Consider the following 20,007-nt stretch of genomic DNA (forward strand, 5'->3'; position numbering starts at 1 on the left):
GACAACTGTGCCCGACGTCCTCAGCGCACCACTGGTGGTCGAGTTCCCCTTCACCCGCTCTCTCGGCCCGGTCCAGAGTGCCTTCCTCACCGGGCTGCGCGAACGGACCGTGCTCGGCGTGCGGACCGGCGACGGAAAGGTCCTGGTCCCGCCCGTCGAGTACGACCCCGTCACCGCCGAGGAGTTGCGCGAACTGACCGAGGTCGCCACCACCGGCACCGTCACCACCTGGGCCTGGAACCCGGCCCCGCGCCGCGACCAGCCCCTGGTCACCCCGTTCGCCTGGGTGCTGGTCAAGCTGGACGGGGCCGACACAGCCCTGCTCCATGTCCTCGACGCGCCGGGACCCGAAGCCGTGAACACTGGTATGCGGGTCCGGATCCGCTGGGCCCCACAGCGTACCGGTGCCATCACGGACATCGCCTGCTTCGAGCCGTACGAGGGCGAGGCGACGGCCGAAAGCACCGCGCACAGCGGCGAGTTCGCCGACCCCGTCACCGGCATCGTCACCCCGGCCCGCCTCGACTACACGTACACCCCCGGCCGCGCCCAGAGCGCGTACCTCAATGCCCTCTCCGAGCGGCGCACCGTCGGCGAGCGCTGCCCGTCCTGCCGCAAGGTGTACGTCCCGCCCCGCGGCGCCTGCCCCACCTGCGGCATCGCCACCGCCGAACAGGTCGAGGTCGGCCCGCGCGGCACCGTCACCACGTACTGCATCGTCAACATCAAGGCCAAGAACGCCATGAACGACGCCATCGAGGTCCCGTACGTCTACGCCCACATCGCCCTCGACGGCGCCGACCTCGCCCTGCACGGGCGGATCGGCGGCATCCCGTACGACCAGGTGCGGATGGGTCTGCGGGTCGAGCCCGTCTGGACCGAGGGCGGCCGCCACCCCGACCACTACCGGCCCACCGGAGAGCCGGACGCCGACTACGACGCGTACAAGGAGCTGCTGTAGATGCGAGACGTAGCGATCGTCGCCTTCGCGCAGACGGATCATCTGCGGCGCACCGACGAACTCTCCGAGGTCGAAATGCTCATGCCGGTCCTGCACCAGGTCCTCGACGCGACCGGCCTCAGGGCACGCGATATCGGCTTCACCTGCTCGGGATCCAGCGACTACCTCGCCGGCCGCGCCTTCTCCTTCACCATGGCCCTCGACGGCGTCGGCGCCCACCCGCCGATCTCCGAGTCCCATGTGGAAATGGACGGCGCCTGGGCGCTGTACGAGGCATGGGTGAAGATCCAGACGGGCGAGGCCGACACCGCGCTCGTCTATTCCTACGGAAAGTCCTCGCCCGGTGAGGTGCGCGACGTCCTCACCCGCCAGCTCGACCCGTACTACGTCGGCCCGCTCTGGCCGGATTCCGTCGCACTTGCCGCACTTCAGACGCAGGCGCTGATCGATGCGGGCGACACCGACGAGGCCGCCCTCGCCGCGATCGCCACCCGCAGCCGCGCCGCCGCCGCGGACAACCCGCACGCCCGGATCGCCGGCCCGGTCCCGGCCGGCGAATACGTCGTACAGCCGCTGCGGACCGGTGACTGCCCGCCGGTAGGAGACGGCGCGGCCGCCGTGATCCTCGCCGCCGGCGACAGCGCACGGGCCCTGTGCCCCCGCCCCGCCTGGATCCGCGGTATCGACCACCGCATCGAAGCCCACAGTCTCGGGGTCCGGGAGCTGACCGAATCACCGTCCACCCGGCTCGCTGCCGAACACGCCGGGGTCTTCGAACGGCCTGTGGACACCGCCGAGTTGCACGCCCCATTCACCTCCCAGGAGGTGGTGCTGCGCAAGGCGCTCGGGCTCGACGGCAGCGTCACCGTCAACCCGTCCGGCGGTGCGCTCGCCGCCAACCCCGTCATGGCCGCCGGGCTGATCCGCCTCGGCGAGGCCGCGGCCCGCATCCACCGCGGGGAGTCCGACCGGGCACTCGCCCACGCCACCTCCGGGCCCTGCCTGCAACAGAACCTGGTAGCCGTCCTCGAAGGGGAGAGTGCTCATGCCTAAGGAGCCCGTGGCCGTCGTCGGCATCGGCCAGACCAAGCACGTCTCCGCCCGCCGGGACGTCTCCATCGCCGGACTCGTCCGCGAGGCCGCCGTCCATGCGCTGGAAGACGCGGGGCTGACCTGGACGGACATCGATGCCGTCGTCATCGGCAAGGCACCCGACTTCTTCGAGGGCCTGATGATGCCGGAGCTCTATCTCGCCGACGCCCTGGGCGCGGTCGGCAAACCGATGCTCAGGGTGCACACCGCGGGCTCGGTCGGCGGCTCCACCGCACTCGTCGCCGCCAATCTGGTCTCCGCGAGGGTGCACCGCACCGTCCTCACGCTCGCCTTCGAGAAGCAGTCGGAGTCCAACGCCATGTGGGGCCTGTCGCTGCCCATCCCGTTCCAGCAGCCGCTGCTGGCGGGTGCGGGCGGCTTCTTCGCCCCGCACGTCCGGGCCTACATGCGCCGTACCGGAGCGCCGGAAACGGTGGGCTCCCTCGTCGCGTACAAGGACCGTCGCAACGCGCTCAAGAATCCGTACGCGCACATCCATGACCCGGACATCACCCTGGAGAAGGTCCAGTCCGCACCGATGCTCTGGGATCCGATCCGCTACTCGGAGACCTGCCCGTCCTCCGACGGGGCCTGCGCGATGATCCTGACCGACCGTGCCGGTGCGGACCGTTCGCCGCATCCTCCCGCCTGGGTGCACGGCGGCGCGATGCGCAGTGAACCGACGCTCTTCGCCGGCAAGGACTTCGTCTCGCCGCAGGCGGGCAAGGACTGCGCCGCCGAGGTGTACCGGCAGGCGGGGATCGGCGACCCCCGAAGGGAGATCGACGCCGTCGAGATGTACGTGCCGTTCTCCTGGTACGAACCGATGTGGCTGGAGAACCTCGGCTTCGCCGACGAGGGTGAGGGGTGGAAGCTCACCGAGTCCGGTGTCACCGAACTCGACGGAGATCTGCCCGTGAATCCCTCGGGCGGGGTGCTCTCCACCAATCCCATCGGCGCCTCCGGCATGATCCGCTTCGCCGAAGCCGCGTTGCAGGTACGGGGACAGGCGGGCGAGCATCAGGTGGCGGGGGCGCGAAAGGCGCTCGGCCATGCGTACGGCGGAGGGGCGCAGTTCTTCTCCATGTGGCTGGTCGGAGCCGAGCCTCCCACCCGCTGACCGCAGTCTGTCCCGGACCGGTGGAAGCCCGGCCCGCGGCCTGTCCCCGGCCGCCGTCGGTGGCTAGGCTTTGGCCCGGGACGACAAGCGGGAGGAGCCGACGTGGCGGAGAGCACCACCAGCCGGCAGCCCTTTGCGGGCTGGGACAAGCCGGACCTCGATCTCAGCAACGCGGACTGGCGGTCGGGCAGTCAGGGCGCGGGCGACGTCCAGATCGCCTTTGTCGAAGGATTCATCGCGATGCGCAACGCTGGAAAACCCGGCAGCCCGTCACTGATCTTCACCCCGGCCGAGTGGCGCGCCTTCGTGGTGAACGCCCGCGACGGCGAGTTCGACCTCACCTGAGCGTCGAATGCCCGGCACCCCTCTTCAGGGCCACAGCAGCTCGCGCACCCAACCATCGTCAGCAGCACGGTAGTTGAGCCGTGTGTGTCTGCGTTGCTTGTCGCCCTGCCAGAACTCCACACTCTGCGGGCGCACCGTGTGCAGCGTCCAGCCCGGCGGTACGAGATCCGGCTCCCGCTCCAGGCGCGCCAGCGATTCCCGTACCGCCGCGTCGCGCTCCGCGAGGTCGCGGAGTGGGCTGCTCTGCCGCCCGAGCAGCGACTCGGCCCTGGCCCCCGCACCCCGGGCCAGGAAGTCCGCCGCGCTCTGCCCGGCGCTCTCCGCGACCACGGGCCCGCGCACCCGGACCTGCCGGGCCAGGGGAGACCAGTAGAAGGTGAGCGCGGCATAGGGGCGTTCCGTGAGATCGCGGCCCTTCACGCCGCCCGCGTCCGAGGCGAACTGCCAGCCCTGCTCGGAGACATTCTTGAGGATCAGGGTGCGGGCGGTCGGATTCCCGTCCGCACCTGCCGTCGACAGGGTCATCGCGTGCGGCTCCCGCACCCCGGCCTTCAGGGCGTGCAACAGCCATTCGGTGAAGAGCTCGGCGGGGGTATCCGGCACGGTCCGAGGGTCGAACAGGGGCAGATCGCCCCGGAACACCTCGATGTCGCGCAGCAACTGACCCAGCTCGGTCATGCCGCCCCTCCCTGTATTTAACGGCCCCGGTCGAAGCTACCATTAGCCTTGTGTTCGACACCCGGCTTGCGCTCGACCTCGCCCTCACCATCCACCACGACGGGCGTGGTGTTGTCGCCGACGACCTCGACACCCCGCACGGGCTGACCCACTGGGTGCACGAGCGGCGCGGTGTGCTCGGCGACGCGTCGGGTGGCGAAACCTGGGCGGCCGACGAACAGAGCCTCGAAGCCGTACGGTCGCTGCGCGCCGCCGTTCGGGCGCTCTTCGCGTACGCCGTCCGCCCCGGCGAGCCGAGTCCCGCCGATGCCGGACGGCTGCTGCCCTTCGAAGAGGCGCTCCGCCGGCTCAACGCCGCCGCTGCCGCAGTCCCGACCGTGCCACGCCTCGACTGGGCGCAGGACCGCGATCCTGTCGCCCATGACCACCCGACCGATGGAACGGCGGAAGGGAACGTTCTGCCCGCCGCCCTTGCCCGCGCGGCCGTCGGCTTCCTCACCGGACCGGACCGCACGGCCCTGCGTGCCTGCCATGCCCCACGCTGCGTGCGCTACTTCATCAAGGAGCATCCCCGCCAGGAGTGGTGCACGCCGTCCTGCGGAAACCGCGCCCGGGTCGCACGTCACCACGAGCGCCACCGCGCCACGTAGCGTGGTGATCGTGACAGGTGAGCGCGATCTTCGAACCCTGCTGAGTGGCATGCGGCCGGAGCTGAACCCGGGACGCCATGTCTTCACCACCGCGCCCGACGGTGTGATGCCCGAAGGCGTCAATCCGGTCGTCACGGTCACCGAGCCCGAAGGGCTCACCATGGTGCTGCCGGAGGCGGAAGCCGTCTCCGCCGGGCTGCGATACGACTACGTGGCGGGCTGGATCACCCTGCGTGTCCACTCCGCGCTGGACGCGGTGGGGCTCACCGCCGCAGTGTCCCTGGCGCTTACCGATGTCGGGCTGAGCTGCAATGTGGTGGCCGGCTTCCACCACGACCACTTGTTCGTTCCCTACGACCGGGCCGCCGAGGCCGTCGACGTGCTGAAGGCACTGGCCGCGGAATCCGGCTAGCCAGGGCCTGTCCGGCGGATCTTCGCGGATCGGCCCGAGGCGTCTGGTGCGGTGCATCGCAAGGCGAAGGATCGTTCTCGTACTGGACGTACTTGGACGCCCCCGGCAACGCGGCGAGGTGCCGTGCCAGGCGTCGCGGGCCCGCGAAGATCCGCCGGACAGGTCCTGGGGCAGGGCCGGGGAGCTGTTGGAGCACGGGCCGTAGAACCGCCGGAGTGCGGCCATCGGACCCGCCGGAGCCCGAGCCGCGGACCCGGCTGTGCCCCGGCCGGCGCAGACCCGGCTCCGCAACGTGAGCCCGGACACGTAACATGTCTGCATGTCCTTCCTCCGCCGCCGTAGCGCCGCCACACCCGCGGGCCCCGACTTCGACGTCCTGGCCATGGACCCGGGGGACTGGCCCGGAAACCTCGGCGCCGGTCTGCTGCCCGCGCCCGACGGGAGCTGTCAGGGCGTCTTTCTGCGCTACGACCTGTTCGGCGGCCGCGGCCCCGCGATGATCATCGGCAATCTCCCGGAGGGCTCGCCCGCCCGCGAGACCGAGGAGGGCCAGGTCCCGTTCGAGGTCGCCCAGCTGCTGCTCGCGCTCGAGAACGACGAGCCGGTCGAGGTCACCGGCACCGAGGACATGCCCGTGATGCAGGGCGACAACCTGCTGATCGTCCGTCGCGTCAAGCTCTCCGAGAGCCGGATCTCCTGCGTCCAGTTCGACCGCAGCGACGGCGTGCTCGTTACCATCGCCAGCTGGGACCGGCCGATCACCGACGATCTGTACACCCTGCTGAAGCCTCTGCCCGCCGAGCTGTTCCAGCAGGGCTGAAACCGTCCCTTCGCCGGCCGCCCGTACGCATCGGGCGGCTGCGGGCGCATGCATAACCCATCTGTCCAAGTGTTGGCGGCCTCTGTCCAAGGGGCCGCTTTGTCATGTGCCTTGTCGGGGCAGTCGTCGGACCTTTACCGTCGGCCGCATGACATCCGGGATGACGCGACGCACCACAGTGAAGTCAGCGATAGGCGCAACCAGTGTTCTGGCCCTGGGAATCCCTGCCCTTTCCGGCACGGCGGCAGCCGCCAGTACCTCCGATGAATCAGAGGACGCGAAAGGCTCCGCGTACTCGAAGGAATCGGTGGAACCGACGCTTCGGTACAACACTCCGGCCGCGGGCTGGGAGCGCGAGTCGCTGCCCATCGGCGGCGGTGCCCTCGGCGCGAGCGTGTACGGAACGCTGGCCTCCGAGCGGCTCACCTTCAACGAGAAGACGCTGTGGACCGGCGGTCCCGGTTCTGCCGAGGGCTACGACTTCGGGAACTGGACCACGCCCAGGCCCGGCGCCCTTTCCGGCGTACAGCAACGCCTCGACAGTCAGGGCGCTATCGGCCCGGACGCCGTCGCCGCCGAGCTCGGCCAGGCGCGCCGCGGCTACGGCGCCTACCAGGTCTTCGGCGACCTGCGGCTGGACCTGCCGAACGCCCCGGCCGCCCCCGACGCCTCCTACCGACGCACCCTCGATCTGCGAAACGCCCTCGCCTCCGTCACGTACACCCACCAAGACACCGTCCACACACGGGAGTTCTTCGTCTCCCACCCGGGCAAGGTCATTGCGGGGCGTTTTGCCGCCGACCGTCCGGGACAGGTGTCCTTCACCCTGCGCTACACCTCACCCCGCAGTGACTACACCGCCGACGCCGACAGGGACCGGCTCACCGTACGTGGCGCGTTGAAGGACAACGGCCTGTGCTTCGAGGCCCAGATCCGCATCCGGACCAGCGGCGGCACCGTCACCGCCGGCGCGGACGGCACCCTCACCGTCACCGGCGCCGACAGCGCCTGGTTCGTCCTCGCCGCAGCCACCGACTATGCCGACCGCTATCCCTCCTACCGCGGCGACGACCCGCACAGGGCGGTCACGGCCGCCGTGGACTCCGCCGCCCGGACCTCGTACGAGAAGGTCCGCGACACCCACGTACGCGACCACCGCGCCCTCTTCGACCGGGTCGCCCTCGACATCGGCCAGCAACTGCCCGACCTGCCCACCGATCAACTGCTCGCCCAGTACACGGACGGTACGAGCCCCGCCGACCGGGCCCTGGAGGCGCTGTTCTTCCAGTACGGCCGCTACCTGCTGATCGCCTCCTCACGGGCCGGCTCGCTGCCCGCCAACCTTCAGGGCGTCTGGAACAACTCCACCACCCCGCCGTGGTCCGCCGACTACCACAGCAACATCAATCTGCAGATGAACTACTGGCTCGCGGAGGTCACCAACCTCGCCGAGACCACCGCACCGTACGACCGCTACATCGAAGCGATGCGCGCCCCCGGCCGGAAGACGGCGAAGGAGATGTTCGGGACCGCGGGCTGGGTCGTGCACAACGAGACCAACCCGTACGGCTTCACCGGCGTTCACGACTGGTCCACCGCCTTCTGGTTCCCGGAGGCCGCCGCCTGGCTCACCCAGCAGATGTACGAGCACTACCGGTTCAACGGCTCCACCGACTATCTGCGCTCCACCGCCTACCCGGCCATGAAGGAGGCCGCCGAGTTCTGGCTGGCCAATCTGCGCACCGACCCGCGCGACGGACTGCTCGTCGTCACCCCCAGCTATTCGCCCGAACACGGCGACTTCACCGCCGGTGCCGCGATGTCTCAGCAGATCGTCCACGACCTCCTCACCAACACCCTGGAGGCCGCCCGCACCCTCGGTGACGCACCTGCCTTCCGCAGCCGCCTGGAGACTGCCCTCGACCGGCTCGACCCCGGGCTGCGGATCGGCTCCTGGGGCCAGCTCCAGGAGTGGAAGACCGACCGCGACGACCCGGCCGACGACCATCGCCACGTTTCGCACCTCTTCGCCCTGCACCCCGGGCGGCAGATCGAATCCGGCAGCAAGTGGGCCGAAGCAGCCAAGGTCTCCCTCGGCGCACGCGGCGACGGCGGCACCGGCTGGTCCAAGGCATGGAAGATCAACTTCTGGGCGCGGCTGCGCGACGGCAACCACGCACACAAGATGCTCGCCGAACAGCTGAAGAGCTCCACCCTGCCCAACCTCTGGGACACCCACCCCCCGTTCCAGATCGACGGCAACTTCGGCGCCACCTCCGGCATCGCCGAGATGCTGCTGCAGAGCCAGCACGACACCGTCGAGATCCTCCCCGCCCTCCCGGCGAGCTGGGCGGAGGGGTCGGTGCGCGGGCTGCGCGCCCGAGGCGGCTTCACCGTGGACATCGAATGGGCCGCGGGGCAGGCCCGCCGTGTGGTGATCACGGCGAGCCGCAACCGCGAAGTGACCGTCCGCAGCTCGCTGTTCGCGAGCGGCGAGAAGGTCTTCAAGGCGCGTGCGGGCGGGCGCTACACGCTGGTGGCCGAGGGCTGAGCGAACAGCGCGGTCACCCGCGCCGCCGAGACACCGAGCCCCGTGGGACCGCTGAGGTGCCACGGGGCGCCGGTGCCCCGCCGCAGATCCTGCTCGCGGTAACGCCGGCAGTCCCGGTGCCAGATCAGGATGCCCGCGATCCAGTGCTTGAGCTCCTGAACGTACCCGGCCAGGATCTCCCTCGCCTCCGCGTCCAGCGCGAAGTCTTCGTACAGCACCGGGAGTTCCTGCTCGGCGACGTGCAGGAACTGCCGCAGCCGCGATTTCATCAGGTCGTGCACGATCGCCACCCCGGTCGGATAGTCCACCCCGAAGAAGTTCTGCACCACCAGGACGCCGTTGTGGACCTCTCCCTCGTACTCGATCTCCTTCTGGTACGAGAACAGGTCGTTGAGCAGACACGCGTAGTCCGACGCCGCGTTCTCCAGCGAGCGCAGCGGACCGCTGTGGTAGATCTCCGCCGGCACCCTCCTGCCGTGCCCCAGCCGGCACAGACTCATCGTGAGATCCGAGCCGAAGGTCTTCCGTCGCATCTCGATGTAGTCCACCGGGTCCGGAATGCGGTTCTGCACCTGGTTCGCCAGTTCCCACACCCAGCTCGCGGTCATGTCCTCGACCGCCGTCCGGAAGGCACGGCGCCCGCTCGCGTCCATCGGGGCCGAGGTCTTTGTCCAGAGATCGGCGAGCCCCCGCTCCAGAGCGTTGACCGGCTCGGGTGTCCCGGACCCGTCCAGGGGCATGAACAGCGACAGACGCTCATTGGCGAGCCTGGCCCCCGCCAGGTCACGAGCCCGCCCGTGCACCACCGGGAACCAGTCGTCGCCGTACGTCCCCCACGTCAGCCACTGGGAGGACAGATCCAGCTCCTCCGGCGTCGCATCCGGGTGCAGACCTGCCGCACACAGCGGCAGGTCGATCGCGACGAGCCGCTCCTCATCCCAGATGTGTGAACCCGGCACCCCCGGTTGTGCCTCCAGAATCCCCATACGGTTCGCCCAGTCGACGATGCGCACTCGCGCCCCGTCCAGATGCGGGCTCAGCGTCGTACCGAACGGGAGCTCGAAGTCGGGCAGCAGGGACGGGCCGACATGCTGGTACGGCACATGGGTGTGGCTGCGCAGCCGGGCCGTCTCCGAGCGGCGTGTGAACCGGACCGACGCCGCGGCCATACCGAAGCCGAGCGCGGCCTCACCGGCACCGCCGTCGTTCATGTAGCGGCTGGAGCGCATGTGCCACTCGTGACCGCCCGACTGCCAGTCCTGCAGCCCCTTGACGTACGCCAGAACCGCCATTGTGTCCGCCGGGTCCAGCCCCTTCTCCGCGCAGAGCGGACCGAGTTCGGTGAGCGCCGTGTTCTCGAACTGCTGCAGCCGCGACGTCAGCAGATCGTTCACCGCATCGGCGGCCTCCTGCGTCGAGCAGCCGAGGAAGTGCTCAAGGACCAGCACGCCATTGCTGTTCTCACCTTCGTCCTCGACCTCCCGCTGGTACGAGAAGAGGTCATTGCGAAGATGTACGCCGTCGGAGAAGGCATCCCGCAGCACCTGCAGCGCACGCTCGTCGGCCACCGCATCGGGGACCTCCGCGCCCGCCGCGTACTCCACGAGACCCGCCGACCACGGGGCACCGCCCACCTTGCGGCGCATCTCGATGTACTCGACGGGGTTCGCGATACGCCCCTCGTTGATGTTGGCGAGCTCCCAAAGCGACTCATTGAGCAAGTTCTTCGTCGCCTCGGCGAACCGGACCCGCCAGGCGTCGGACATGCTCGGCACCGTCCGCGCCCACAGATCGGCCAGCCCCGCCTCGACCGGATTGATCGGCTCCGGCATCTCAGCCCCACGGTCCATCGGCATGAACGCCGGCAACCTGTCCAGATACCGCTTGCCGCCCTCACGGTCGGGGGTGCGCTTGAAAAGCTCCAGGAAATGGTCGTCGAAGAAGAAGACCCACACATACCAGTCGGTGACCAGCGAGAGGGCCTCGGACGAACAGTCGGGGTGGGTGTACGCACACAGCAGCGCGTAGTCGTGGGAGTCGAGGTCCTTCTCCTCCCAGATACCCGAACCCTCCAGCATCCCTATGCTGCGCGCCCAGTTCTTGGTGTGCTGTCGTGCCTCCTCGACATGGGCGTTGAGCCGCGCCGGATACGGAACGTAGAAGTCCGGCAGGGTGAAGGGCTGAGCCATGTGCGTCCGGCCTTTCCGATGTCTCCGTGCGTACGTCGCACGGACCGGTCGTGTCCGCGCGAGCACTACCCTTCGGCCGTTCGGGGCACGCACATCCGGGATTAGTCACATAAGAAGTGCGCTCGTTCGTGGCGTGCGAGTGCATGTCGCCGGTCGGCCCACCGCTCCGTAAAACCCAGGTAACGAGGCGGCGTCAGAAACCGGTTGATTCTTTCCGACCGCAGGTCGGACGCCCTGTCAGTGGTCTGGTCCACTGGCTCGACCTGCGACCTCCACTGAACTCTTGACGCGCTATCACCTCAGGTCAGAGAGTGTGCGCGAAACGGAACAGTGAGATCGGATCACGCACGGCTCCATCACGTACGGCTCCAAGAAGGGTTGTCATGACGTCCAAGCAGAGGACCGGACTCGCACTCGCGTTGACCGCGGTCGGCGCACTGAGCATGGCGCTGCTCAGTCCCGCGGCGCAGGCCGGTGCGGACGCGGTGCGGCCGGAATGCCCGCGCGGCCTCGAATGCGACTGGGTACCGGCGGCCTACCAGCAGACGGGTGACCCGGCCGACAAGGAGACGTACGGGAACTACGACACCTCGGACCGGCCACACACCAACAAGATCAGATTCATTGTTCTGCATGACACCGAGGAAGACTTCGACACCACCCTGAAGATCTTCCAGAACCCGCTGAAGCAGACCTCCGCCCACTATGTGGTGCGCTCGGGCGACGGTCATGTCACCCAGATGGTCAAGGGCAAGGACGTCGCCTGGCAGGCGGGCAACTGGTACGTCAACAGCCACTCCATCGGCATCGAGCAGGAGGGCGTCGCCGTCGAGGGCGCCAAGTGGTACACCCCCGAGATGTACCGCTCGACCGCCAAGCTGGTGCGCTACCTTGCCGCCAAGTACGACATCCCGCTCGACCGCCAGCACATCATCGGGCATGACGGTGTGCCGCCCACCAGCGCGTCCGGCACCAAGAACATGCACTGGGACCCGGGCACGTACTGGGACTGGAACCACTTCATGGCGCTGCTCGGCAAGCCCACCGTGCCGAGCGCCCCCAAGAGCAGTGAACTCATCACCGTCAACCCGGACTTCAAGAAGAACAGGCAGGCGTTCCGCGACTGCGAAAAGGGCGTCGACCTGCCGGTCCAAGGCTCCAGCGCCGTCCCGCTCCACACCGCACCGTCCACCGACGCACCGCTCTTCTCCGACCCCGGCCTGCACACCGACGGCTCGCCCGGCACGAACTGCGCCGCCGACTGGGGCAGCAAGATCAGCGCCACTCAGCAGGCCGTCGTCGCGGACCACGCCCCCGGCTGGACGGCGATCTGGTGGTACGGCCAGAAGGCCTGGTTCCAGACCCCGGCCCACACCCGGACCACCACGCCCACCTCCGGCTACGTGGTCAAGCCGAAGGCGGGCCGTACGCAGGTGCCGGTGTACGGGGTGGCGTACCCGGAGAAGTCCGAATACCCCGCGGACTTCGCGGACCAGCGGGTGGGCTCGCCGCTGCAGTACACCATCAAGGCCGGTCAGTCCTATCCCGGCGGCGGTGAGGCGCCCACAGGCTTCTTCTACGCCCCGACGATCGACGCCTCGTACCCGCTCGACCACTCGTACTTCCGCGGCAAGGAGAAGTACGTGACGGTGCAGATCGGCCACCGGGTCGCCTTCGTGAAGGCATCCGATGTGGACATCGTGCGGACGCGCTGAGACCGCAGGGGGCGTCGTCGCAGCAGCGCCGGAGATTGCGTGCATCCGAACAACGAAGAGGAGGCCTTCATGCACAAGTTGACCAGGACCGCTGCCACCGCGGCCATGGGGGTTGCAATGGCGCTCGTATTCACCGGCGCCGGAGCCGCAGTCACGTTCGCGACTGCCTCGGCCGCTGCCGCCTCCGAGGTCGGGGTGCAGGGCTGGGACGTTGCGGGCTCGTACGGGACCCAGCAGGAGTGCGTCGCGGCCGGGAACACGGGCGTCAGCGACGGGAGCTGGGCGGAGTACCGGTGCGCGCTGTTCGAGGCCCGGTGGGACCTGATGATTCCGGCGTGACCGCGTGACCGCGTGACCGCGTGACCGCGTGACCGCGTGACTCGTGCCCCTCCGTGCACGGTATCCGTACACGGAGGGGCACTTGAGACCGTTCGGTCACTGATCCGGCCGCCCCGGCCTCTGTCAGCCCGCGACCTGGCGGTTCACCTGTGCGGGAGACAGCGCATGCTCGATCGCGAGGATGCCCGCCCCCACCGCGGCCGCATTCTCACCCGTACGGCTCGGCTCGATCCGCAGCAGTTGCGTGGCCAGCGGATGCGAGCGCCGATAGACCGCCTCGCGTACCCCTGCGAGCAACTGGTCGTGGACGGCGGCCAGTGCGCCCCCCATCACCACCGTGTCCGGGTTGAAGAAGTTCACCAGAGCGGCGAGTACCTCGCCGACCGCCCTCCCCGCCTCGCGCACCATCCTTACGGCGTCCCGGTTCCCGGACTGCACCAGCCGCACGACATCGCTGCCCGATGTCGCGTCCAGTCCCAGACCGACCATTTTTGCCGCCAGTGACGCACCGCCCGCGACGGCCTCCAGGCAGCCCGAATTGCCGCACCGACACGGATCGTCGAGGTCCGCGACCCGGATATGTCCGATGTCGCCGGCGCAGCCCTGTGCGCCCCGGTGCAGTTGGCCGTCGGCGACGATCCCGCAGCCGATCCCCGTACCGACCTTGATGTACAACAGGTAGCGGCAGTCCGGGAATGCACGGCGTTGCTCGGCCAGCGCCATCACGTTCACATCGTTGTCGACGAGTGCCCGCACCCCGAACCGGGCGGCGAAGAACTCCGGGATCGGGTACTGGTGCCAGCCGGGCATGATAGGCGGATCGACAGGACGGCCGGTGGAGAACTCCACCGGGCCCGGTACCCCGACGCCGATGGACCGTAGCGTTTCAGGCTTCCGGTGCGCCTCGTCGAGCAGGGTGCGCACGGTCCGCTCCACGTGCCGCAGTACGGAGTCAGGTCCGTCACCGATCGACAGCGGTTCCTCCTGCACCGCCAGAGTGGCGCCGCCGATGTCCATCAGCGCCACCCTGCAGTGCGAGGCTCCCAGATCCACCCCGGCCACCGCGTGTTCACGGGTGCGCAGCGCCAGTCGGCGCGGCGGGCGTCCGCCGGTGGAACCGCCGTCGGCGTCCTCGTCCACGAGACCGTGCGCGATCAGCGCGTCCACCCGCTGGGAGACCGTCGAACGGGCCATCCCGGTGATCCGGGCGATATCGGCACGGGTCGCCACCACCCCTGAACTGATCAGCGCGAGCACCTCGCCCGGCGAGTGCGAGGCGGCAGCGGATGTGCGATCCGACGGCGAAGACATGACAGTCACCCTAAGGACGACTTTCGCTGCTCACAAGGCGTTCTCTGTTCGGCCATCGGCATAAGTCTGCGCCAAGTGGATTGAAATCGATGGTACTTGAGCCCTTGACAGTCCTAAGGCATGTCACGACTCTGCTCTGCAGGCCGCTGAGCGAGGAGCCATTCGATGCTGACGATGCACGGTGTGTCCAAGAGCTTCCTTGGGGTGCGTGTGCTCCAAGGGGTGGGGCTCGACCTCGAAGCCGGAGAGGTACACGCCCTGGTGGGGGAGAACGGCGCAGGAAAGTCAACGCTGATGAAGATCCTCGCGGGCGAGCACTTACCCGACGAGGGGACCCTCACCATCGACGGAACCGCCTACTCCTTCAGTCATCCGGCGCAGGCCCAGGCCGCCGGGATCGGCATCATCCACCAGGAGTTCGCGCTGCTCCCGCACCGCACCGTCGCCGAGAACGTCTTCCTCGGCCGTGAACCGACCCGGTACGGACTCGTCGACCGGCGTGCCATGGAGCGGCGTACCGCCGAACTCCTTGCCGAGATGGACGAGACCGGTATCACCCCGCGGACCCCCGTCCACGAACTGTCCGTCGCACGTCGGCAGACCGTCGAGATCGTCAAGGCCCTCGCCTCCGACGTCCGGATCCTGGTGATGGACGAACCCACTGCCGCGCTCGCCGATCACGAGGTCGAACAACTCGCCTCGCTGGTACGCCGCCTGACCGCCCGTGGGCTCGGCATCCTGTACATCTCGCACCGGCTCCGCGAGGTCTTCGATCTCTCGCAGCGCATCACGGTCCTCAAGGACGGCCGCCGCGTCGCCACGCTCAATACCCGCGACACCGACGCCGACACGGTCGTACGCGCCATGGTCGGGCGGGAACTCGGTGCCTACTACCCACCCCGCGCCCGCCCGGGCGAGGCGGGCGCGGAGAGGCTCAGCGTCAGCGGCGGCGGCAACGCCCGGATCTCCGGCATCGATCTGACCCTGCGGGCCGGCGAGGTCGTCGGCGTCGCCGGTCTCCAGGGCTCCGGTCGCACCTCCCTCGCCCGTGCCCTCTTCGGTGTCGCCCCCTTCACCACGGGCACCATGACCGTCGGCGGAAAACCACTGCGCCCGTCCCGCCCCCGGGACGCCGTCCGGGCCGGAATCGCCCTGGTCACCGAGGACCGCAAGGCCGAGGGCCTCGCCCTGCGCCAGTCCGTGACCGACAACACGCTGCTTGTGACCCGGGCCGTGCCCGCCCGCGGCAGACCGCCCGCGGGCCGCGAGGTGACCGCGCTGCTGGAACGCGTACGCCTGCACGCCCACGGCGAGGACCAGCAGGTCCAGTATCTGTCCGGCGGTAATCAGCAGAAGGTTGTCATCGCCAAATGGCTCGCTGCCCGTCCCCGCGTGCTCCTCTTCGACGAACCGACCCGCGGCGTCGACGTCGGCGCCAAGGCAGCCATCCACACCCTCGTACGGGAACTGGCAGGCGAGGGCCTCGCCGTACTGATCATCTCCTCCGAACTGCCCGAGCTGATCGGCATGAGTGACCGCATCCTCGTCATGTCGCAAGGCCGCCTCGCCGGTGAACTTCCCGCCGGAGCCACGGAAGAGGCCGTCATGCGCGTCGCCACCGGTGGCGACCGTACGCGGGAGGGAGCCGCATGACCGCACTCCGGCCCGACTTGAAGACCCGGTACCGCACCGGCCCGGGACGGACAGCCGAGCAGCGCCTCACCGGCCCCGTTGCCGGGGTCTGGCTCGCCGCCCTCGCTGTCACGGTTCTCGGCTGGATCGTCGTCGCCTCCCGCGGCGGGGACTTCCTCACCGTCACCAACGTGGTGACGATCCTGCAGAACTGTGTCGCCCTCGGTCTCGTCGCCGTCGGCCAGTCCGCCGTCATTCTCACCGGATCACTCGACCTGTCCGTCGCCTACCTCATCAGTCTGGGCACCCTGGTCGCCGCGGAAACGATGGAGAGCGGCAGCGTCCCCGTGGCGATCCTTGCTGTCCTCGCCCTCTGCGCCGCCGTCGGCCTGGCCAATGGACTGATCGTCACCGGCCTCAAGGTCAACGCGTTCATAGCCACCCTCGGCACCGCCTTCATACTGCGCGGCTGGATCGAGGACAATTACACCGGCCCGGCGGGCAGGGTCCCCGCCTCCTTCCAGCACCTCGGCTATGACCGAATCGGACCGGTCCCCGTCTCCCTCTTCCTGCTTCTCGCGGTCGCGGCCGCTCTCTGGCTCATCACCCGCCGCAGCCGGCTCGGCCACCACATGTACGCAACCGGCGGTGACGAGCACGCGGCCCGGCTCTCCGGGGTCCGTACCCGACGCACCGTCATCACCGCCCATGTCCTGTGCTCACTCTGTGTCGGCGCCGCGGCCCTCTTCCTCGCTGCCCGGCTCGGCGCCGGAGCTCCCTGGGCCGGCACGGAGGCCCGCTACGACCTGGAGTCCATAGCCGCCGTCGTTCTCGGCGGCACCGCGCTCGCCGGGGGCCGTGGGGGAGTGGCGGGCACCCTCGGCGGAGTCCTTGTCCTCGCCGTGCTCGACAGCGTCTTCAACCAGCTCGCCGTCGACCCGTTCTTCAAGAACGTCGTCCGCGGCGTCGTCATCATCGCGGCCGTCGCCCTGTACGCACGAGGCCGCCGCACCGCGCAGGAGAGGACCGCATGACCAGTGCACAGGCACCCGCCGGCCGCCGCGTCCTGAGTGCCCTCACTGCCGGCACACCCGTCTACATCCTGCTCGCCGGTCTCCTCGCCGCACTGGCCCTCACCGACCCGGGCTTCTACGAACCCGACCGCTTCCTCTCCTTCATCAAGCGCGCCGCACCTCTCGTCATCCTCGCCGCAGGTCAGTATCTGGTCATCGTGTGCGGAGAGTTCGACCTGTCCGTCGGCGCGATCGTCACTGCCGGAGTGGTCGTCGCCGCCGAACTGTACGGCTCGTTCCCGGGCGCACCCTGGCTGCTCGTCACCGTGATCCTGTTGCTGGCCGGAGCCCTTGCCGGTCTCGTCAGCGGACTGATCACCACCCTGCTGCGAGTGCCGTCGTTCATCACCACGCTCGGCATGATGCTGATTCTCGAAGGCGCCGTCTTCTTCTGGACCGGCGGTTCCCCGCACGGCGCGCTGCCCGCGGCATTTCGCCGGCTCGGGCGCGGCACCGCGTCCGGCTGGCTGCCCTGGGCCGTCCTCGTGTGCGTCGTTGCGGGCCTCCTCGCCGTACGCCTGATGCGTTCCGACTTCGGCCGTACGCTTCTCGCCACCGGCGACAGCGAACGCGCCGCGAGCCTGGCCGGAGTCCGGGTCGCGCGCGCCCGCACCATCGCCTTCATCCTCTCCGGCACCGCGGCCGCACTCGCCGCCGTTCTCGTCGGCGGCTTCTCCGGAGTCTCGGCGCAGGCCGGCCGTGGCTACGAGTTCGAGGCGATCACCGCCGTCGTCCTGGGCGGCGTGGTGCTCGGCGGCGGGCGCGGCTCCGTCCTCGCGGCGATGGCCGGAGCCTTCTCGCTCCAGGCGCTGTTCACCCTGCTCAATCTCCAGGGCGTCTCCGGCGCTCTGGAATCGACCGTGCAAGGCGTCATTGTCATCGCAGCCGTCGCCCTCGGCGCAGCCGACTGGTCCCGGCTGCGCCGCCGCGGCACCGAGCCCTCGGGAGCGAAATCCTCATGAGCACGCGAAAGATCCGACACGCACTCGTGCCCCTCGCCGCTCTGCTCGGCGCGGCCCTGCTCGCCGGCTGCACGAGCGACGCACCGCCCGACGCGCCTGCCGGAGCAGCGAGCGGCACCGCGGGCGCCTCGGGTACCGGTCGGCAGTCGAAGTTCTTCGACCGGGCCGAATACGACCGCCAACTCGCCCTCGCCAAGGAGTCCCCGCAGGGCCCCGCAGGCAAGCCGTGGGAGCAGATGCTCCAGCCGCAGCTCGTCGACACCGCGCAGTACAAGAAGAGGGGCTCCGGCGGAATCCGCCTCTGTCTGTCCAATGCCGGAGTCTTCAACCCCTGGCGCCAGGTCGGCCTGAAGAACATGCAGGCCGAGGTCGCACTCCACAAGGAGATCACCGACTTCACCGTGCTCGACGCGCAGGGCAAGGACGACAAGCAGATTTCCGACATCCAGGAGCTCACGGGTCAGGGCTGTGACGTCCTGATCGTCTCTCCGAACACCACGGCCACCCTCACCCCTGCCGTCGAGCAGGCCTGCGGAAAGGTGCCCGTGATCGTCTTCGACCGGGGTGTCGAGACGGACTGCGCCGTCACCTTCATCAACCCGATCGGCGGTTACGGTTACGGGGCGGTCGCTGCCGACTTCCTCGTCGAGAAGGTGAAGCCCAAGGGGAAGATTCTCGCCCTGCGGATCTCCCCCGGCGTCGATGTGCTGGAGACCCGCTGGTCGGCGGCGAAGGTTGCGCTCGACAAGAGCGGACTCGACGTCGTGGACGTGAAGTTCACCGACGGCGACCCGGCCAAGACCAAAGCGATCGTCACCGACGCGATCACCCGCAACGGCGATATCGACGGCGTCTGGATGGACTCCGGCGCGACCTCCGTCGCCGCTGTCGAAGCCTTCGAGGACGCCGGCAAGGATGTGCCGCCGATCACGGGCGAGGACCAGCAGGATTTCCTCCAGGCATGGAAGGAGAAGAAGCTCACCGCGATCGCCCCGTCGTACCCCACCTTCCAGTGGCGTACGCCCGTCATTGCCGCGCTGAAGATCCTCAAGGGGGAGCAGGTCCCCAAGGAGTGGAAGCTTCCGCAGCCCACCGTCACCCAGGACACCCTGGACCAGTACCTCAAGCCAGGCATGCCGCCACTGCACTACGCGATGTGCGGCTGCGAGAACCTCCCCGGCTTCCCGGAGAAGTGGGGAGGCAAGCAGTGAGTGCCGCGGCTTTCCCGCTCGGTGCGAATCCCTGGATCTGGCACTCACCGGTGACATACGAAGCGCTCGGTGACGCTCTGCCGCGCCTGTCCGCGTGGGGCTTCGACTGTGTCGAGATCCCGCTGGAGAACGAACGGGACTGGGCACCCGAATCAGTCGGCAAACTCCTCGACGCATCCGGTCTCGCAGTCGCCGCCGTGATCGCCGTCATGCCGCCCGACCGCAACCTCGTCCGCACCGATCCACAGACCGTCCGGGCCACGCAGGACTACTTGCATCGCTGCATCGACGCAGCCCAGACTGTGAACGCCCCCACCGTCGCCGGACCCGTGTACACGGCGGTCGGCCGCACCTGGCGAATGGACCGCACCGAACGCATCGCGGCGTACGAGGAGTTACGGGAGAACCTCGCCCCTGTCGTCGATCACGCACGCGCCGCCGGTGTGCGCATTGCCGTGGAGCCCCTCAACCGGTACGAGACAAGCCTGCTCAACACCGTCGACCAGACCCTCGCCGCACTGACCGGGCTACCCGAGGACACCATCGGCCTCGCGCTCGACGTGTACCACCAGAACATCGAGGAACGCTCCCTGCCCGACGCCGTACGCCGTGCTGCGGGCCGCATCGTCCATGTCCAGGTGTGCGCCAACGACCGGGGCACCCCCGGCGCCGACTCCCTCGACTGGCCCGGCTTCCTGACCGCACTCACCACGAGCGGCTACCGCGGTCCGCTCTGCATCGAGTCGTTCACCGCGCACAACGACGCCATAGCGGTCGCCGCTTCCGTCTGGCGGCCGCTCGCCGATACCCAGGACACCATCGCGACCGACGGCCTGGCGTTTCTGCGCCGCGCCCTCGAAACCACCCCCTGACCCCGCTCGTCCACGACCCGCAGAGAGGACCCGCTCGTGAGCCGTCAACGATGGGACTGTCATGCTCGTGACAT

At 69.1% G+C, this 20,007-nt stretch carries 18 protein-coding genes; 15 read left to right on the forward strand and 3 right to left on the reverse strand.

Annotation, left to right across the window (positions count from 1 at the left end):
• Positions 1-7 precede the first annotated feature (7 nt).
• The 4 genes from OG609_RS39630 (at position 8) to OG609_RS39645 (ending at position 3,518) form a co-directional block, all read left to right on the forward strand.
• Positions 8-961 (forward strand): Zn-ribbon domain-containing OB-fold protein, encoded by a 954-nt coding sequence (locus OG609_RS39630; RefSeq protein WP_327277235.1) that lies wholly within the window; start codon positions 8-10, stop codon positions 959-961.
• Complete coding sequence (locus OG609_RS39635; protein WP_327277236.1) at positions 962-2,014, forward strand: thiolase domain-containing protein; 1,053 nt, start codon at positions 962-964, stop codon at positions 2,012-2,014.
• On the forward strand, positions 2,007-3,173 hold the full coding sequence (locus OG609_RS39640) for a thiolase domain-containing protein (protein ID WP_327277237.1): 1,167 nt from the start codon (positions 2,007-2,009) through the stop codon (positions 3,171-3,173). The genes OG609_RS39635 and OG609_RS39640 overlap by 8 nt, the downstream gene beginning before the upstream one ends.
• Before the next feature lie 102 nt (positions 3,174-3,275).
• Positions 3,276-3,518, forward strand: coding sequence for a DUF397 domain-containing protein (locus OG609_RS39645; RefSeq protein WP_327277238.1), 243 nt, complete (start codon positions 3,276-3,278; stop codon positions 3,516-3,518).
• A 24-nt stretch (positions 3,519-3,542) separates the two neighbouring features.
• Here OG609_RS39645 and OG609_RS39650 read toward each other — a convergent pair whose 3' ends face one another.
• Positions 3,543-4,196 (reverse strand): pyridoxine/pyridoxamine 5'-phosphate oxidase, encoded by a 654-nt coding sequence (locus OG609_RS39650; RefSeq protein WP_327277239.1) that lies wholly within the window; start codon positions 4,194-4,196, stop codon positions 3,543-3,545.
• Between the two features lie 50 nt (positions 4,197-4,246).
• Here OG609_RS39650 and OG609_RS39655 point away from each other — a divergent pair, with 50 nt between their 5' ends.
• The 4 genes from OG609_RS39655 to OG609_RS39670 all read left to right on the forward strand — a co-directional run bounded on the left by OG609_RS39655 (position 4,247) and on the right by OG609_RS39670 (position 8,629).
• Positions 4,247-4,846 carry a CGNR zinc finger domain-containing protein gene (locus OG609_RS39655; protein ID WP_327277240.1) on the forward strand — a complete coding sequence of 200 codons (600 nt, stop codon included), beginning with the start codon at positions 4,247-4,249 and terminating at the stop codon, positions 4,844-4,846.
• Between the two features lie 10 nt (positions 4,847-4,856).
• The gene (locus tag OG609_RS39660) at positions 4,857-5,258 is read left to right on the forward strand and encodes an ACT domain-containing protein (RefSeq protein WP_327277241.1); all 402 of its coding nucleotides are present in this window, start codon (positions 4,857-4,859) and stop codon (positions 5,256-5,258) included.
• 319 nt (positions 5,259-5,577) lie between these two features.
• Positions 5,578-6,078, forward strand: coding sequence for a hypothetical protein (locus tag OG609_RS39665; protein ID WP_018550733.1), 501 nt, complete (start codon positions 5,578-5,580; stop codon positions 6,076-6,078).
• A 148-nt stretch (positions 6,079-6,226) separates the two neighbouring features.
• Positions 6,227-8,629, forward strand: coding sequence for a glycoside hydrolase family 95 protein (locus tag OG609_RS39670; RefSeq protein WP_327277242.1), 2,403 nt, complete (start codon positions 6,227-6,229; stop codon positions 8,627-8,629).
• Here OG609_RS39670 and OG609_RS39675 read toward each other — a convergent pair.
• The gene (locus tag OG609_RS39675) at positions 8,605-10,818 is read right to left on the reverse strand and encodes a terpene synthase family protein (protein ID WP_327277243.1); all 2,214 of its coding nucleotides are present in this window, start codon (positions 10,816-10,818) and stop codon (positions 8,605-8,607) included. The genes OG609_RS39670 and OG609_RS39675 overlap by 25 nt on opposite strands.
• A 383-nt stretch (positions 10,819-11,201) precedes the next feature.
• On the opposite strand from OG609_RS39675, the gene OG609_RS39680 reads away from it, so the two are divergent.
• Both OG609_RS39680 and OG609_RS39685 read left to right on the forward strand, forming a co-directional pair.
• On the forward strand, positions 11,202-12,533 hold the full coding sequence (locus OG609_RS39680) for an N-acetylmuramoyl-L-alanine amidase (RefSeq protein WP_327277244.1): 1,332 nt from the start codon (positions 11,202-11,204) through the stop codon (positions 12,531-12,533).
• 69 nt (positions 12,534-12,602) lie between these two features.
• The gene (locus OG609_RS39685) at positions 12,603-12,872 is read left to right on the forward strand and encodes a hypothetical protein (RefSeq protein ID WP_327277245.1); all 270 of its coding nucleotides are present in this window, start codon (positions 12,603-12,605) and stop codon (positions 12,870-12,872) included.
• Between the two features lie 123 nt (positions 12,873-12,995).
• Here OG609_RS39685 and OG609_RS39690 read toward each other — a convergent pair whose 3' ends face one another.
• Positions 12,996-14,183, reverse strand: coding sequence for an ROK family transcriptional regulator (locus tag OG609_RS39690; protein WP_327277246.1), 1,188 nt, complete (start codon positions 14,181-14,183; stop codon positions 12,996-12,998).
• Positions 14,184-14,348: 165 nt separating this feature from the next.
• Here OG609_RS39690 and OG609_RS39695 point away from each other — a divergent pair, with 165 nt between their 5' ends.
• Genes OG609_RS39695 through OG609_RS39715 form a run of 5 tightly spaced genes read left to right on the forward strand, consistent with a single transcriptional unit; the run spans position 14,349 to position 19,933 of the window.
• Complete coding sequence (locus tag OG609_RS39695) at positions 14,349-15,836, forward strand: sugar ABC transporter ATP-binding protein (protein ID WP_327277247.1); 1,488 nt, start codon at positions 14,349-14,351, stop codon at positions 15,834-15,836.
• A complete protein-coding gene (locus tag OG609_RS39700; RefSeq protein ID WP_327277248.1) occupies positions 15,833-16,849 on the forward strand; it encodes an ABC transporter permease in 1,017 nt (338 codons plus the stop codon). Before OG609_RS39695 ends, OG609_RS39700 begins: the two co-directional genes overlap by 4 nt.
• Positions 16,846-17,850: an ABC transporter permease gene (locus OG609_RS39705; RefSeq protein WP_327277249.1), complete on the forward strand. Its 1,005-nt coding sequence runs from the start codon at positions 16,846-16,848 to the stop codon at positions 17,848-17,850. Before OG609_RS39700 ends, OG609_RS39705 begins: the two co-directional genes overlap by 4 nt.
• Positions 17,847-19,061 carry an ABC transporter substrate-binding protein gene (locus OG609_RS39710; RefSeq protein ID WP_327277250.1) on the forward strand — a complete coding sequence of 405 codons (1,215 nt, stop codon included), beginning with the start codon at positions 17,847-17,849 and terminating at the stop codon, positions 19,059-19,061. Before OG609_RS39705 ends, OG609_RS39710 begins: the two co-directional genes overlap by 4 nt.
• A complete protein-coding gene (locus tag OG609_RS39715) occupies positions 19,058-19,933 on the forward strand; it encodes a sugar phosphate isomerase/epimerase family protein (protein WP_327277251.1) in 876 nt (291 codons plus the stop codon). Before OG609_RS39710 ends, OG609_RS39715 begins: the two co-directional genes overlap by 4 nt.
• Positions 19,934-20,007: the final 74 nt, after the last annotated feature.

It is taken from the genome of Streptomyces sp. NBC_01224, assembly GCF_036002945.1.
In the GTDB taxonomy this organism is placed as follows: domain Bacteria; phylum Actinomycetota; class Actinomycetes; order Streptomycetales; family Streptomycetaceae; genus Streptomyces.